Annotated in this window: 13 protein-coding genes; 9 read left to right on the plus strand and 4 right to left on the minus strand. The window is 55.6% G+C overall.

Annotation, left to right across the window (positions count from 1 at the left end; genetic code table 11):
* The first annotated feature begins 96 nt into the window (after positions 1–96).
* Both HW561_RS05825 and HW561_RS05830 read left to right on the plus strand, forming a co-directional pair.
* Positions 97–789 (plus strand): GntR family transcriptional regulator, encoded by a 693-nt coding sequence (locus tag HW561_RS05825; protein WP_176862645.1) that lies wholly within the window; start codon positions 97–99, stop codon positions 787–789.
* Positions 782–1,078: a DUF1330 domain-containing protein gene (locus HW561_RS05830; RefSeq protein WP_176862647.1), complete on the plus strand. Its 297-nt coding sequence runs from the start codon at positions 782–784 to the stop codon at positions 1,076–1,078. The genes HW561_RS05825 and HW561_RS05830 overlap by 8 nt, the downstream gene beginning before the upstream one ends.
* Before the next feature lie 66 nt (positions 1,079–1,144).
* Here HW561_RS05830 and HW561_RS05835 read toward each other — a convergent pair whose 3' ends face one another.
* The 3 genes from HW561_RS05835 to HW561_RS05845 form a co-directional block, all read right to left on the minus strand.
* Entirely contained in the window at positions 1,145–2,044 is a 900-nt protein-coding gene (locus HW561_RS05835; RefSeq protein WP_176862649.1) for a LysR family transcriptional regulator, read from the minus strand.
* 430 nt (positions 2,045–2,474) lie between these two features.
* Positions 2,475–3,587: an aromatic ring-hydroxylating oxygenase subunit alpha gene (locus HW561_RS05840; RefSeq protein WP_211198536.1), complete on the minus strand. Its 1,113-nt coding sequence runs from the start codon at positions 3,585–3,587 to the stop codon at positions 2,475–2,477.
* Between the two features lies 1 nt (position 3,588).
* A complete protein-coding gene (locus HW561_RS05845) occupies positions 3,589–4,755 on the minus strand; it encodes an aromatic ring-hydroxylating oxygenase subunit alpha (RefSeq protein ID WP_176862651.1) in 1,167 nt (388 codons plus the stop codon).
* Positions 4,756–5,550: 795 nt separating this feature from the next.
* On the opposite strand from HW561_RS05845, the gene HW561_RS05850 reads away from it, so the two are divergent.
* From HW561_RS05850 to HW561_RS05880, 7 genes are all read left to right on the plus strand, one after another.
* Positions 5,551–6,696, plus strand: a complete 1,146-nt coding sequence (locus tag HW561_RS05850) for a M24 family metallopeptidase (protein WP_176862653.1) — start codon at positions 5,551–5,553, stop codon at positions 6,694–6,696.
* Positions 6,693–7,403, plus strand: coding sequence for a maleate cis-trans isomerase family protein (locus tag HW561_RS05855; RefSeq protein WP_176862655.1), 711 nt, complete (start codon positions 6,693–6,695; stop codon positions 7,401–7,403). The genes HW561_RS05850 and HW561_RS05855 overlap by 4 nt, the downstream gene beginning before the upstream one ends.
* A gap of 135 nt (positions 7,404–7,538) precedes the next feature.
* Positions 7,539–8,639, plus strand: a complete 1,101-nt coding sequence (locus HW561_RS05860) for an ABC transporter ATP-binding protein (protein ID WP_176862657.1) — start codon at positions 7,539–7,541, stop codon at positions 8,637–8,639.
* A gap of 89 nt (positions 8,640–8,728) precedes the next feature.
* Positions 8,729–9,820 carry an extracellular solute-binding protein gene (locus HW561_RS05865; protein ID WP_176862659.1) on the plus strand — a complete coding sequence of 364 codons (1,092 nt, stop codon included), beginning with the start codon at positions 8,729–8,731 and terminating at the stop codon, positions 9,818–9,820.
* Between the two features lie 72 nt (positions 9,821–9,892).
* On the plus strand, positions 9,893–11,167 hold the full coding sequence (locus HW561_RS05870; protein WP_176862661.1) for an ABC transporter permease: 1,275 nt from the start codon (positions 9,893–9,895) through the stop codon (positions 11,165–11,167).
* Between the two features lie 5 nt (positions 11,168–11,172).
* A complete protein-coding gene (locus HW561_RS05875) occupies positions 11,173–12,384 on the plus strand; it encodes an ABC transporter permease (protein WP_176862663.1) in 1,212 nt (403 codons plus the stop codon).
* 164 nt (positions 12,385–12,548) lie between these two features.
* Positions 12,549–13,769 carry an aminopeptidase P family protein gene (locus tag HW561_RS05880; protein ID WP_176862665.1) on the plus strand — a complete coding sequence of 407 codons (1,221 nt, stop codon included), beginning with the start codon at positions 12,549–12,551 and terminating at the stop codon, positions 13,767–13,769.
* Between the two features lie 96 nt (positions 13,770–13,865).
* On the opposite strand, the gene guaB is transcribed toward HW561_RS05880, so the two are convergent.
* Positions 13,866–15,314 (minus strand): IMP dehydrogenase, encoded by a 1,449-nt coding sequence (gene guaB / locus HW561_RS05885; RefSeq protein ID WP_176863640.1) that lies wholly within the window; start codon positions 15,312–15,314, stop codon positions 13,866–13,868.
* Positions 15,315–15,357: the final 43 nt, after the last annotated feature.

A 15,357-nucleotide genomic window follows, 5' to 3' on the forward strand; every position in this document is an offset into this window, starting at 1 on the left:
TTCCTTGCGATTCGATCTATTTTAATTTGGTATACCATCATACCAACTGTCAATCATACCTTGTGCAAATTTCATCAAACCGATAGCGTCGCCGTCATGAGCACACCCAAACTGACGAAAATCGATCACCCGCCCGCGACCCTGCGCGACATGGTTCAGGACCGCATGCGTGAGGCGATCATTGAAGGGTTATTTGAACCTGGCCAACGACTTGTCGAACGTCCTTTATGCGATCAACTGGGCGTCAGCAGAACAGTCATCCGGGAAACCATCCGTTACCTAGAAGCCGAGGGGCTGGTGGAGATCCTTCCCGGTCGGGGGCCCATCGTCGCCACCATAAGCCGCGAGGATGCACACCAAATTTACGATATTCGTCGTATGCTTGAAACCGCAGCCGCCGAAGAATGCGCCCACAGAATTACCCCGGAACGTGCCCGCTCCCTCAAAAATGCACTGAGCCGCTTGAAACAGGGCTTTTCCGACAAAACGCCCGGAGCGCTCTTTCGCACGACGTCTGATTTCTATTCCGAGATCTTTGATGGTGCAGGTCATTACATCGCGTGGGATGTCGTCCAGCGCCTGAATGGTCGGATCAGTCGGTTGCGCATGATGACGCTGTCCATAACCGAGCGCGATCGCCCCGGCATTGCCCATATGGAACAGATTTGCGAGGCAATTGTTTCCGGAAACCCCGACGCGGCCCGCGTTGCTGTGGAACAGCATCTGAATGACGTGTCCACAATCGCCGACCGGCTGCTGGCTGCAGAAGAAGAAAGCAACAATGACTGAATCACCCAAAGGGTATTGGATCGCAAACGTCACCGTGACTGACCCTGACGCCTATCAAGGCTATCAGGCCATCGCCCCCGAGGCCTTTCGCAAGTTTGGCGCCCGGTTTCTGGCGCGGGGCGAGGCGGAAACTCTGGAAGGTCAGAACTGGCAGCGGCGGGTTATCATTGAATTTGAAAGCATCGAACAGGCGCGGGCCTGTTACGCGTCTGATGAATATCGCGCAGCGCGGGCGCAGCGCGCGGGTGCATGCCTCGCAGACATCGCTTTGATCGAAGGGTTGGAGTGATCGGTCACGGGGTCGAATGCAATCAGTCGATCAAGCAAGCCCCAAGTATCTTTCATGTCGTTCCATTCACGTCAGCTGCGCGCGGCAATGGTCGACAAAGGCTGCATGGGTGCCGCTGCTTGTCGATCCGGGCACGCTCAGCACCCCCATCGCGATAGGTTGTACATCCCCCGTTATCGGAACAAATTTCAAGGGCCTGCCGTCAGGCGCCAGATCGTTCAGCGGAAGGAAGTTGGCGATGGAATATCCAAACCCATTCGCAACAAGACTTCGCATCACCGCCATGTCGCGTGTCCGCTCGCTGATTATCGGGCTCAGACCCGCGCGCGTAAAAAACGACAGAAAATAATCCGAGCTTATAGGCAGATCAAGCAACACCATGGGATATACGGCAAGGTCGTAAACGGTCAGACTATCATGACCAGCAAGGGGATGTTCGGGCGACAACAACGCGAATGGAGGTAATTCGTTAACAAGGTGAAACTCCAGATCCGGGGGCAGATTCAGGTCATAGCTGAGGGCCAGATCAATCTCTGCCCGCCTCAAAGCCGCAAAGATCTGGTTCTGTGTCAGTTCCACCTGACTCATGCGTACATCCGGGTAATTCGCTTCAAAGCTTCGGCGCAGACTTGAAACCACGATCTGAGCGAACGATACCAGACAGCCCAGCCGTAAAGGCCCTTGGACAGTATTTGAAACTGCCCCGGCCATACGCGTCAACTCGGTCGCCTGGTTCAGAACGTTGAGAGCTTGTACAGCAAGGGTCTTGCCCGCTTCGGTCATCTTCAACCCCTGCGCCCGTTGCCGAACAAAAAGCGGAAGACCTAGTTCTAGTTCCAATTGGGTGATTGCAGATGATATCGAGGGCGACGACACGTTCAGCTTCTGGCTTGCAGCAGCAATACTGCCGCACTCTCCGGCCGCAACGAAATACTCCAACTGTCGTATTGTAAGTCTGATGGGCATATAGGTGCTTTCAAGTGGCCCGTTCATCGTGGAGCAAGGACCAAGCGGCGTCCAGTCAACATTGCAGGTGATCAATCCTCACCCGGCACTTCATATGAAGGCGCCTCGCGCGGTTCTAATGCGCGCTAAAAAAATAAGCATCAATCTGCGGAGATAAGCATCAACCTTTATCAGATAGCTCATGTCTCGGCTCACCTCTTCGCTACGCTGGCGAATACTCGGCATCACTTTATGGATTTGCCCGACTGGGTCGTTGCTATCGATATCAACCGCATCGGTCAGGTTCTGGGGGCATTGCCCCGCAGCCACACGATCTTACCGCTGGATTGACGCTCAACAGCCTGACAGAAATCATTGTCCGGATGCGGCTCTGAGTACCTTTCAGAAGTATTGAACTTGTGGATGCGGGTTAGGCCATTGAGCTCGTCCTTTACGCCACGATCTGGACACGGTCCTGCTTGGCAAGCCAAAGCTGGAAATCCCGTATCGTGCCTTCATAATTGTCCTCGGCCAAAGGCCCCGAACATGCATGTTCTGAATTCAGGGCCACTTGCATCTTTTCAAGCTTCTCTCGGTCTTCGCGGTTGACCTCTTCCCAAAGCAAGATGCGCTTGGCGATGGTGTCGTCATCCAGATCATTGCCATAGGCCGACATGGTCCACTTCACGCGGATCTGCCCGGCATTCAGCGGGAAAATACTGAGCGAGACAAGCAAGCTCGCCGCCTGGCTGGCAACTTGTGTCGGAAACACCGAAAACAGCGTCGACCGCAAACGTTCGTCGTCAGACAACCCTTTCGCTCCAAGCCCGCGCGAAGGAATATCTTTGGGGTAGTTCGCCGCGTAAGATGTGAATCCATCACCACCATACAGTTTTCGGGCCATGCCCGTCGGTGTGTACCCGTGCAACGTTTGTGGATGAACGACGGAAAGATGGTACCCTTCCATGAAGTTCTCGACGAGGCATTTCCAGTTGGTATTCCAGACCTCCTCCGCTGCATGCACCAAGCGAAATGAATCGCTCTCATAAGATGCAAGCAGTCCGTTAAGTTCGGGAAACTCAAACGGCAGGGCGTTCGGGTCCAAGTTAACATAGATAAACCCGTTCCACAGATGCATATTGTGCCGGTGTAGTCCGCAGTTGGACGCGTCAAACCCTGCATTCTTCATGCGCGCCGCGCGCATCAGGCTGCCATCCAGATCATAGGCCCAGGCATGGTACGAGCAGATGAAGCGCTTGGCCGAACCTTTTCCTTCGGCCAACGGCATTCCCCGATGACGGCAGACATTGGCAAGAACCGCAATGGCACCGTCCGCTTTTCGCACGACGATCAGCGGTTCATTCAACAATTGAACTGTAAAGAAATCGCCGGGTTCAGGCACTTCGTCTGCGCGTCCCAGACAATGCCAGCCCCGGTGCAGGACGGTTGCGGCTTCGTGTTCAAATTGCGAGGCCGACGTATAAAACGCCCCCGGCATCGACATTGGTCTGTCGGCAGGCAGGGCCGCAATTTCCTGCAACTGTTTGGCTAGTTGACTGTGCATCTCAGGCCCCCTCCTTTATCTTGGGCTCAAAACTCGAATCCATCCGATTCATCAGATATTGCGCAAAGTCGAAATTGGGTCGCTCCAGATGCGACAGATGCCCCGGCTCAGCCCCGTCCGCACATAGCCCGCGATAGACCTTTTCCGTACACCCCCGGTCTTCGACATTGACCTCGTCCAGCAGCGTTTTTAGATCCGCCAGGTTTTGCTGCGCCTCGGCGTCGTCGGCATAGTCATCCGACATACCGCCACCAAAGCGGATCTGAACCTGTGACGGCCCCTTTGGGTGCAGGCTAAGATACCAGAAGTAACCCGGCGTCAGCGTAATAAGCAGGCTTGGATAAATCGCCAGCAAAAAAGTGGTGCGGCGCTCGTCCCCTTGCAGGCGATCGTTTTTGGGATGCGCCATTGCGATGCGCAGCGATTCCTCCTTGAGGATCGTGTGATAATTGAACGCCTTGCGACCCGGAGGGCAGATCATTTCATCAAGCCGTGAAAGCCCGCCAATTGTCCCGGCGTGACAAACCGGCAAATGATAGCTTTCCATGAAATTCTCAGCGAGGACTTTCCAGTTCGTATCCCACAGATGTTCTTCAAAGAAGGTCTCGGTGTAATTGGTCATGTCGTAACCAGCGACCAGATCTTCGACCTCTTTGAGCTGCTTGGCGACCGGAGATGCGTCGGGGTTGAGCGTAATGAAAACCCAGCCCAGCCATTCCTCACAGGCCACTTCGGGCAAAGCGTAATCGCTTTTGCAGAAACCTTCGTTCCTCGTCATCGCGGGCGCACCGCGCAAGGATCCGTCAAGATTGTAGGTCCAGGCGTGATAAGGGCAGACAATTGATTTCGTCTTTCCGCGCCCATGCAGCAACGTTGACATCCGATGGCGGCAGACGTTCGAGAACGCTCGCAAGACGCCATCGCGATCGCGCAGCACAACAATAGGCTGATCAGCCAGTTCGCAGGTCACATAGTCGCCGACTTCAGCCAACGAACTGGCCCGCCCAACGCAAAACCAATCCTTCTTGAAGATGTTGTCCAGCTCAGCCCCCACGAAGGTATCAGAGAAATAGACTGAGGGTGGCATTGCGCGCGCCCGTTCAAACGGGACCGATACATTGGTCCGCAACGCTTCGATCGGATCTTCAATTGGGTTCAAAACTGTCATGTTTCAGTTCCTTTCCTGTCGCGTCACTCAGCAGCTGCTGGGCAATAGTTTCGGTATTTTCTCTGGATGGCTATCTGATCTGCGACATTTGCCACGTCGCCTCTGATCCCCCAGACACAGCTGGAGCCACGCCGCGATTGCCACGGAAGATCTAAAAAGGTGCCAGCTCATATCGCGGCATCAATCATTTCAGCATCAGGTCCAGCCTGCCCGGCCCTTACAACCAGAGTATCGATATATTCCGCCATCGCTCAGAGCCTTTCGGGCCAACACCCGAGCGAGCTTGCCACTCTCGCTGAACGCTAAAAAGAAGAGTCTTTCTTACTGCCAGTTAGGCAAGAGCTAACAAGTGGTTATGTCAGGACTAATCAATGATCTTGCGACTGTATTCATTGGAAAAAGCGGAGATTGGAGTTTTACACAAATCAGTGAATCCGGACTGGTGGACAGGAGGCGGGCCAAATTCGTCTGATCGTAAGCGCCGCGACTGATCCAACCAGACAAGATTTTCCCAACGCTATCAAAGCCTACAAAGGCACACCCGTTCGCAAGCGAACTTTGGTTGACAGAACTTCGCCAATGGGCTCACGTCAGCGGGTCAGGCATTTGGAGGAGAGAACGCGGATCATCAATTGACCGTTTCAGGCAGGTTGGCCTTTGATGCTTTCGCTTCGCCCCTAAAACCAGACGGTAAAACCAATCACTCATCCACAAAACACCCACCACGAAAGAGACATCATACATGGGAAGCAACGCACGGTCATACGCTTTGTGCACTCTGTTCGAGATCGCCAAATGAGAGGGTTTGAACAGGCCGAGTTTGAGGCCCGGACGCAGCGTGCTCAAAAGCTGATGGAAACCGCCGGTCTGTCGGCGCTTCTGCTTACGACTGAAACGGATGTTCGCCACTTCACAGGATTCCTGACACGGTTCTGGGAAAGCCCGACCCGCCCCTGGTTCCTTATCGTGCCCGCGCAAGGAAACCCGGTCGCGGTCATCCCATCCATCGGCGCCGCACTGATGGGCCAGACATGGATCGACGACATCAGAACCTGGAGTGCGCCGGACCTGCAGGACGATGGCGTCTCATTGTTGGCCGAGACACTGAATGAACTGACACCAGTGGATGGCCAAATTGGGTTGCCGGATGGTCACGAAACCCATGCCCGGATTCCCCTTGCCGATCTTGAGCGCGTGCGCAACACAATCGGCCCTCGACAGGTTTCCGGTGATCAAGGAATCCTGCGTCAGCTTCGAATGGTCAAATCACTGGCTGAAATCGCCAAGATTGAAACCGCGTGTGGCATTGCTGGTCGGGCCTTTTCGCGTGTACCGGAAATCGCACGCGCTGGGGTGGCGCTGGACGAAGTGTTTCGCAAATTCCAGATACTTTGTCTGGAAGAAGGGGCCGACTGGGTACCCTATCTGGCCGGAGGCGCGGAACAGGGCGGGTATACTGACGTTATCTCGCCAGCACGGCCCACGCCATTGGCCGACGGCGACGTATTAATGCTGGATACTGGGTTGGTCTGGGACGGATACTTCAGCGACTATGACCGGAACTGGTCGATTGGGTCTGCGAGACCCGAAACAAGATCCGCTCATGCCCGGTTGATTGAAGCCTCGGATGCAGCGTTTGAACTCGCAAGACCCGGCGCCACCGCCGCTGATCTGTTTCACGCAATGAACACTGTGCTGACACGAGATGCCGAAGGAACGGATGCCGGGCGGTTGGGTCATGGGTTGGGCATGTCCCTGACGGAATGGCCGTCTCTTATCCCGACGGATCACACAGTATTGGAGCCCGGCATGGTGCTTACGCTCGAACCGGGTATTGCAGTGGGCGATAAAATCCTTGTTCACGAAGAAAACATCGTCATCACTGAAGGCGCGCCACGATATGTCAGCCCACGAATCGGACCCGAGGTAATCGAACTATGAGCCGCATCCCTTATACTCTTGATGCTGACGACCCCAATACCTCACCTCTTGGGCTGATCGTTCTGCAAACCGACGAGACGCTCGAGCCGGAATTCAGCGCGTATTTTTCCGACCAAAAATACCCGATCCATATTACCCGCATTCCAAGTGGTATCGAGGTTACAACGGATAGTCTGGCAGACATGGAAACCGCCCTGCCCGATGCTGCCAGCCTGCTGCCCAATGCCCGGCCCTATCGCGTCGTCGGCTACGGATGCACCTCGGCCAGTTCGGTCATAGGATCCGATCGCGTGGCGCAACTGGTCAAGCAAACCTGCAATACCGCTGAGGTCACAAACCCGCTGCGGGCGGCGTCGGCCTGCGCCAGCAACCTCGGGGTGTCAAAGTTTGCGCTGCTGTCGCCATATATCGAAGAGGTCAACATACCGCTTCGCAAAGCATTCGCCGAGAATGGCATATCTACTGATGTCTTTGGCACCTTTGGTGAAGCGGAAGAAGCCAAGGTCGTTCGCATCTCGAATCAATCCGTGATCGATGCCGCAATACAATTGGGATCGGATTCGTCCGTCGACGCCATATTCCTGAGCTGCACAAACCTACGAACCTTGTCAGCCATCCCGGAGATTCGAGCCCGGATCAACAAACCGGTCCTTTCCAGCAATCAAAGCCTTGCGTGGCACATGAAGCAGCTGAACACGGCCAATTGATATATCAATTGGGTATCTTAGCCCAACAAAAGTGGATTCATGGTTGCAATGCAGCTGCCGCTTGGTCTTAATTGAGTCGATAGATCAGTGAAATCCGACACTGCCGGATAATCATTTGACGAGACAGGGGGTCTTGTGACCGAAGCAACTAGCGACGCCGCGTTTGTCGAATTTCAACGCGTTCAGAAGTCTTACGATGGCGAAATTCTCGTCGTAAAAGACTTAAACTTGGCACTGCCAAAGGGTGAGTTTCTGACAATGCTTGGGCCGTCAGGCTCCGGCAAGACCACCTGCCTGATGATGCTGGCCGGATTTGAAACTGCCACCCATGGCGAAATCCTGCTGGACGGCCGGCCCATCAACAATATCCCACCGCATAAACGTGGAATTGGCATGGTTTTTCAAAACTATGCGCTTTTCCCACACATGACTGTGGCCGAGAATCTGGCGTTCCCGCTTGAGGTTCGCAAAATGGGTAAATCCGATCGCGAAGCCAAAGTGAAACGTGCGCTGGACATGGTGCAGATGGGCGCCTTCGGCAGCCGTCGTCCAGCCCAGTTGTCGGGCGGTCAGCAACAGCGGATCGCGCTTGCACGCGCCTTGGTTTTTGAACCTGAGCTGGTTTTGATGGACGAACCGCTGGGTGCGCTGGACAAGCAGCTGCGTGAACACATGCAGTTCGAGATCACCCGCCTTGCGCACGAACTTGGAATTACCACCGTTTACGTGACCCACGACCAGACCGAAGCGCTGACGATGTCGGACCGCGTCGCCGTGTTTGATGACGGGCGGATTCAGCAACTGGCCCCACCGGATCAGCTGTACGAAGAGCCTGAGAACAGCTTTGTCGCGCAATTCATCGGTGAAAACAACACCCTGGAAGGCACAGTTAAATCAATTGATGGCAACACCTGCCTGATCACACTGGACGACGGATCCGAGATTGACGCGGTACCGATCAATGTCAGCCAGCCTGGCGAACGGACCACGGTTTCAATCCGGCCCGAACGCGTGGAATTCAACAAGGACCGTCTGCACGCCGATGCACATACGTTGAAGGCGACGGTGAAGGAATTCATCTATATGGGCGATGTCTTCCGCTTTCGCATGTCGGTGGCCGGTAATGACGAATTTATCGTCAAGACACGAAATGCCCCGGATGCAGTAAGGCTTAACCCCGGCGAAGAAATCGAGATCGGGTGGCTGCCTCAGGATTGTCGGGCGCTGGACGCCTAGACAAAGACCGAGCGCGGCAGAGGGACAGGCTGACGAAAACCCGTGCGTCAGCCTACAACAACAACAACGGGAATAATTGGGAGTTACTTATGAAACCAACAAAGATCTTGCTCACTGCAGCTGCGATTGCGACCGCAGCCGGTGGCGTTTCCGCAGAAGAGATGACAATCGTCTCGTGGGGCGGCGCCTATTCCAAATCGCAGCTAAAAGCCTATCACGAGCCCTATTCGGAAAAATCAGGCGTCACCATCCTGAACGACGACAGCTCGAACGAGGCTGTTGCCAAGCTGCGCGCCATGAATGAGGCAGGCAACATCACATGGGATGTGGTTGATGTTGTGGCTGCGGATGCAATTCGTCTGTGCGACGAAGGTCTGGCGATGGAAATTGATCCCGACACCATGCTGGCCCCAGCGCCTGACGGCACCTCGGCCGCGGATGACTTTGGTGAGCTGCTGGTCAGCGACTGCTTTATCCCGCAAATCGTGTATTCGACCGCGTTCGGCTATCGCACCGATCTGGTAGGTGATACCCCGCCAACCGATATCTGTGCTGTATTTGATCTGGAAGCCTATCCCGGCAAACGTTCGCTGGAGAAACGTCCGATCAACAACATGGAATGGGCTCTGCTTTGTGACGGCGTAGCCAAGGACGACGTTTATGATGTTCTGGCCACCCCTGAAGGTCAGGAACAGGCGCTTAAGAAGCTGGATACCATCAAGGACAGCGTTGTCTGGTGGTCGGCTGGTGCTGACACTCCACAGTTGCTGGCAGATGGTGAAGTTATCATGGGCTCGACCTACAATGGTCGTCTGTTCAGCGTGATCGAAGAGCAGAAACAGCCGGTGGCAATGCTCTGGGACGCGCAGGTGTTTGACCTTGATGGTTGGATCATTCCAGCCGGTCTGAGCGATGAGCGCAAGCAGCGCGCGCTGGATTACATCATGTTCGCGACCGACACCCAGCGTCTGGCAGATCAGGCCAAGTACATCTCGTACGGCCCGGCCCGCGCGTCGTCCGCACCATTGGTTGGTCAGCACGCCGAACTGGGTATCGACATGGCGCCGCACATGCCGACCGATCCGGAAAACGCCAAGAACACGTTCCTCTACAACTACGAGTTCTGGGCAGATTACCGCGACGACATCGACGCCAAATTCCAGGCGTGGCTGGCGCAATAAGCGCAAGTTGCTTTTGAAAACATGTCGGGGGCAGTGCGCTGCCCCTGACCCAAGCAAATCCAAGGGACGCCAATGACTGACGCAAGCCAAACCGGAGGACCCATGCTGGCAGCAGATGGGACACCGCTGAAGCAATCATTGGCGCGCTCATTGCGACGTCAGAAGCTGCGGGCCCTTTTGTTGATCTCGCCTCTTCTGTTGTTTGTCATGTTCTCGTTTATTGTGCCAATTGCCTCGATGCTGTTTCGTTCTGTCGAAAACAGCATCGTGTCCGAAACGCTTCCCCTGACGGTCGAGGCGCTGGGCAACTGGGACGAGAAAAGCGGCGAACTACCGGGCGAAGATGTTTACGACGCGTTTGTTCGCGACATGGTCATCGCCATCGACGACAAGAAACACACCCGACTGGGATCGCGTCTGAACTACGAAGAAACTGGTATGTCTTCGATGTTCCGCAGATCTGGCCGCAGTCTGAAAAAGCTGGACCCGGAGACCGACGGCCCGTTCAAGGATCAACTGATCGAGATTCATGACGGCTGGGGCGATGTAAAGACGTGGCAAGTCATCAAGACCCATTCAGCGCCGATCACCAACGGCTATTTCCTGAATGCCGTCGATATGCAGCGCACCCCCGACGGGGCGCAGGCACAACCCGAAGACAAACAGATTCTCATCAAGCTTTTTGGCCGCACGTTGTTCATGTCGCTGGTGATCACCGGCTCGTGCATATTGCTGGCCTATCCGGTCAGCTATTTGTTGGCGACGTTGCCCATGCGCGTGTCCAACATGTTGATGATCTTTGTCCTCCTGCCCTTCTGGACATCATTGCTGGTGCGCACCTCGGCCTGGAAGGTCATGTTGCAGCAACAGGGCGTAATCAATGAAACACTGGTCTGGCTTGGGCTTGTCGCCGACGACGCACGATTGGTCATCATCAACAACCAGATCGGCACGATCACGGCCATGACGCATATCCTGCTGCCGTTCATGATCCTGCCGATGTATTCGGTGATGCAGACCATTCCGATCACGTACACCCGTGCAGCAAAGTCCATGGGGGCGACGAACTGGACGACCTTCTGGCGCATCTATTTCCCGCAATCCATCCCGGGCATCGGCGCGGGGTCGATCCTCGTCTTCATCCTGTCCATCGGGTACTATATTACGCCCGAAATCGTAGGTGGCACCAAAGGTGTCTTTATCTCGAACCGGATCGCTTACCACATCTCATCCTCGCTAAACTGGGGACTGGCAGCCGCCTTGGGCACAATCCTTCTGGGGGTCGTGCTGCTGCTCTACTGGGTCTACGACAAGATCGTGGGCATCGATAACGTGAAGTTGGGATAAGAATAATGGCCGCACTGACACCGATATCCCGCAAACCTTTGTCCATGGTTCTGCCCAGCGTCGCGCTGGCGGGGGCCTTCGCCGGCGTCTTTGTCGGCGCGGGCAATGGCTCGGTCCTTCTGGGCCTGCTGGGCGGAGCCGTTCTGATCGCAGGATTGGCCTGGGTTTACATCACGCAGCTGAAGAACGAGAAGCTGGCCCGCTGGATCAATATCCTTGGGTTCGGCATCGTAGGCTTCCTGACCTCTGGTCTGATGGGGTGTATTCTGGGCCTTCTGGGCGGGTGGTTCTTCATCTTCTTCATCTACTGGCTGTATGAAGGTCGATATCGTCGCAAATTGCTGCCGTATATGACCGCTCAGCAAGTCTTCTACCACTTCCTGTTCCGGGTAATTTGCGGCGCGATCTTTGTCTTTCTGATCACTCCGATCCTTGTGGTTCTGCCGTTGTCGTTCAACGCGCAGGATTTCTTTACCTTCACGCCCGAGATGCTGCGGCTGGACCCCGAGGGATACTCGCTCAAGCATTACCGCGACTTCTTCACAAACAACGAATGGCAACGCAGCTTCAAGAACTCGCTGATCATTGCCCCCATCGCGACAGTCATTTCAGTCTCGCTTGGTACATTGGCAGCCATCGGCCTCAGCCAGTCCCATGTGCCGGGACGACGCGCGATCATGGGTATTCTGATCTCGCCAATGATCGTTCCGCTGATCATCTCGGCCACCGGTATGTTCTTCTTCTACAGCGACATTGGGCGCTTTCTTGAAGGTACGCTGGGGCTGAACAAGAACTTCGTGGGCTATGTGAAAGTGGTTCTGGCACACGCTGTTCTGGGTATTCCTTTCGTCATCATCACGGTAACGGCCACACTGGTTGGTTTTGACCGCTCCCTAACACGTGCAGCTGCGAACATGGGCGCTGGCCCAGTACGCACCTTCTTTTCCATCCAGATGCCGCTAATTCTACCAGGCGTGATTTCTGGTGGTTTGTTCGCTTTCATCACATCATTCGACGAAGTCGTTGTTGTGCTGTTCGTGGGATCAGCAAGCCAAAAAACCCTGCCCTGGCAGATGTTCACAGGCCTGCGCGAGCAGATCAGCCCGACCATTCTGGCGGTTGCCACGATCCTTGTGGTTCTCTCGATCGCCCTGCTGACAACGGTCGAGTTGTTGCGGCGGCGTTCGGAACGTTTGCGTGGGCTTTCTCCGGCTTGACGTAAAATTACAAGTCATTTAACGATTCACCCGTTCAACCCCCGTCGCGATGGCGTCGCGACACCTTGGGGGTTGATCGGCTCTCGGACCCCGAGACCGCCTGTCCTGAACGCCGGGACATGTGGCCGGGTTTTGCACGCCCGGCAAAGATGAGAGACCTGAAAATGACTGACACATCAAATCGCCCTGAGTTCTTCACCTGTCACAACGGCGAGAAAGCCGCGCTGCCGTTCAGCAAGAGTGAATATGACCGCCGTCTTGCCGGGTTGCGCGCGATCATGGCCGCACGTGATATTCCGGCAGTCCTGCTGACCTCGATGCACAACATCGCCTATTATTCGGGCTTCCTGTACTGCGCCTTTGGCCGTCCATATGGCTGCGTGGTCACGCAAGATAAATGCACCACGGTTTCCGCTAATATCGATGCCGGACAACCGTGGCGCCGGTCCGCAGAAGAAAACGTTATCTACACCGACTGGAAACGTGACAATTACTGGCGCGCTGTTGCCAACCTGATCGGTAATGCCAAACGAGTTGGTATCGAGAGCGACCACATGACAATGGCGGCTCGAGACACCGCGCTGAACATGCTGGGCGCGCCCGAACTTGTTGATATCGCTCCTGACACGATGGCGGCGCGGATGGTTAAATCGGCGGAAGAGATCGAATTGATCAAAGGTGGCGCACGTACGGCAGACGTCGGTGGCGCGGCCATCCATGCAGCGATCCGCGAAGGTGCAACAGAAATCGACATCGCCATGGCCGGCCGCGACGCAATGGAAGCTGAAATTGCCCGCGCCTACCCCGACGCCGAATACCGCGATACATGGGTCTGGTTTCAGTCGGGACTGAACACCGATGGCGCACACAACCCGGTGACAAAACGTGCGCTGCAAAAGGGCGATATCCTGTCACTCAACACGTTCCCGATGATCTCAGGCTACTACACGGCGCTTGAGCGGACCTTGTTTCTGGGTGAACCGGATGCAGACAGCCTGCGCATCTGGAAGGCTAACGTGGCTGCGCACGAATTGGGCCTGAGCCTGATCAAACCCGGTGCAACCTGTTCCGGCATCACAGCCGAGATCAATCGCTTTTTTGCGGACGAAGACCTGCTGCAATACCGCTCGTTCGGCTACGGTCACTCGTTTGGTGTTCTAAGCCACTACTACGGGCGCGAATCAGGTCTGGAACTGCGCGAAGATATCGACACGGTTCTCGAGCCGGGCATGGTTGTTTCCATCGAGCCAATGCTGTGGATCCCAGAAGGTCAACCAGGTGCTGGTGGCTATCGCGAGCATGACATTCTGGTTGTTGGCGAAGACTCGGCGGAAAACATCACTGGTTTTCCCTATGGACCGGGCCACAACATCATCGGAGCATAAAATGAAGGGTGGGGCTGATTGCCCCACCCTTTTATCAGCACTACGGATGCGATGGCTGAGGCAACTTCGATAGTGCATCAGCCATTTTTTTATCAATCAGGACAGCCTGTAATTCGGGCTTTCCCGCGTAATCTGAACGTCATGCACGTGGCTTTCTTTCAGACCCGCACCGGTGATTTTGACAAAGTTGCAGTTCTTGCGCATGTCCTCGACCGTTGCACAGCCGGTGTAGCCCATGGCTGCACGTAAACCGCCAACCAACTGATGTACAACCGCGCTGGCCGATCCTTTGTAGGGGACCTGCCCTTCGATACCTTCCGGAACCAGCTTGTCGTTTGCCGCATCCTTCTGGAAGTAGCGATCCGCCGAACCTCGCGCCATCGCACCCAGGCTTCCCATGCCGCGATAGGATTTGAACGATCGACCCTGATACAGAATGACTTCACCCGGGCTTTCATCCGTTCCCGCGATCATCGATCCGACCATGGCGCACGAGGCGCCCGCTGCGATCGCCTTGGCGAAATCGCCGGAATACTTGATGCCACCATCTGCAATAACCGGGACATCCTGTGCTGCTGCGGCACAATCCATGATCGCCGTCAGCTGGGGCACACCAACACCCGCAACCATACGCGTGGTACAGATCGAGCCCGGCCCGATCCCAACCTTGATCGCGTCCGCGCCCGCGTCGATCAGTGCGCGCGTCGCTTCGCCGGTGGCCACGTTGCCTGCGATGATCTGCACCTCGTTGGACAGGGCCCTTGCCCGAGTCACCGCCTCCAGCACACCTTGCGAATGACCATGAGCGGTGTCGATAACGATAATGTCGACGCCCGAATCCACCAGCTGCTCGGACCGTTCAAACCCGGCATCACCGACCGAGGTCGCCGCAGCCACCCGCAGACGGCCTAGCCGGTCCTTACAAGCCGTTGGGTTCAAGACGGCCTGTTCGGTATCCTTCAAGGTCAACAAACCCGTCAGCTTGCGGTCTGCATCCACCACCACCAGCTTTTCTATCCGACGGGCTTTCATCAGGCTTATCGCCTCGTCCCGATCTGCTGGTTCCCGCAATATCGCCAGGTTTTCCGAGGTCATCATCAAATGGATCGGCGTATCGTCCGACGTCGCAAACCGCATGTCGCGGTTAGTAACAATGCCCACAACACGACCGCTGTCATCCACGACAGGGAAACCGGTAAAGTTGTACCGCTGGACCAATGCCTTGGCATCCGCCAGCGTTTGATCTGCGCGCAGTGTGACCGGGTTATAGACAATCCCCGATTCAAACCGCTTGACCCGCCGAACCTCGCGGGCCTGCTCGTCAATCGACAGGTTTTTGTGAACCACACCGATCCCGCCTGCCTGCGCCATTGCAATGGCCATGCGCGCCTCGGTCACGGTATCCATGGCCGAACTGAGAAGCGGGATGTTCATGGTGATTTCACGCGTCACACGCGTGGTTGTGTCTGCCGTTGCAGGCAGCACAGATGATGCCCCCGGAACCAGAAGAACGTCGTCAAAGGTAAGTGCCTCACGAATCTGCATCATTCAACCCCATGCAAAAGCCCGTTTGGCGGTGACCCTATTG

The sequence above is a fragment of the Ruegeria haliotis genome, from assembly GCF_013377785.1.
GTDB lineage: Bacteria > Pseudomonadota > Alphaproteobacteria > Rhodobacterales > Rhodobacteraceae > Ruegeria > Ruegeria haliotis.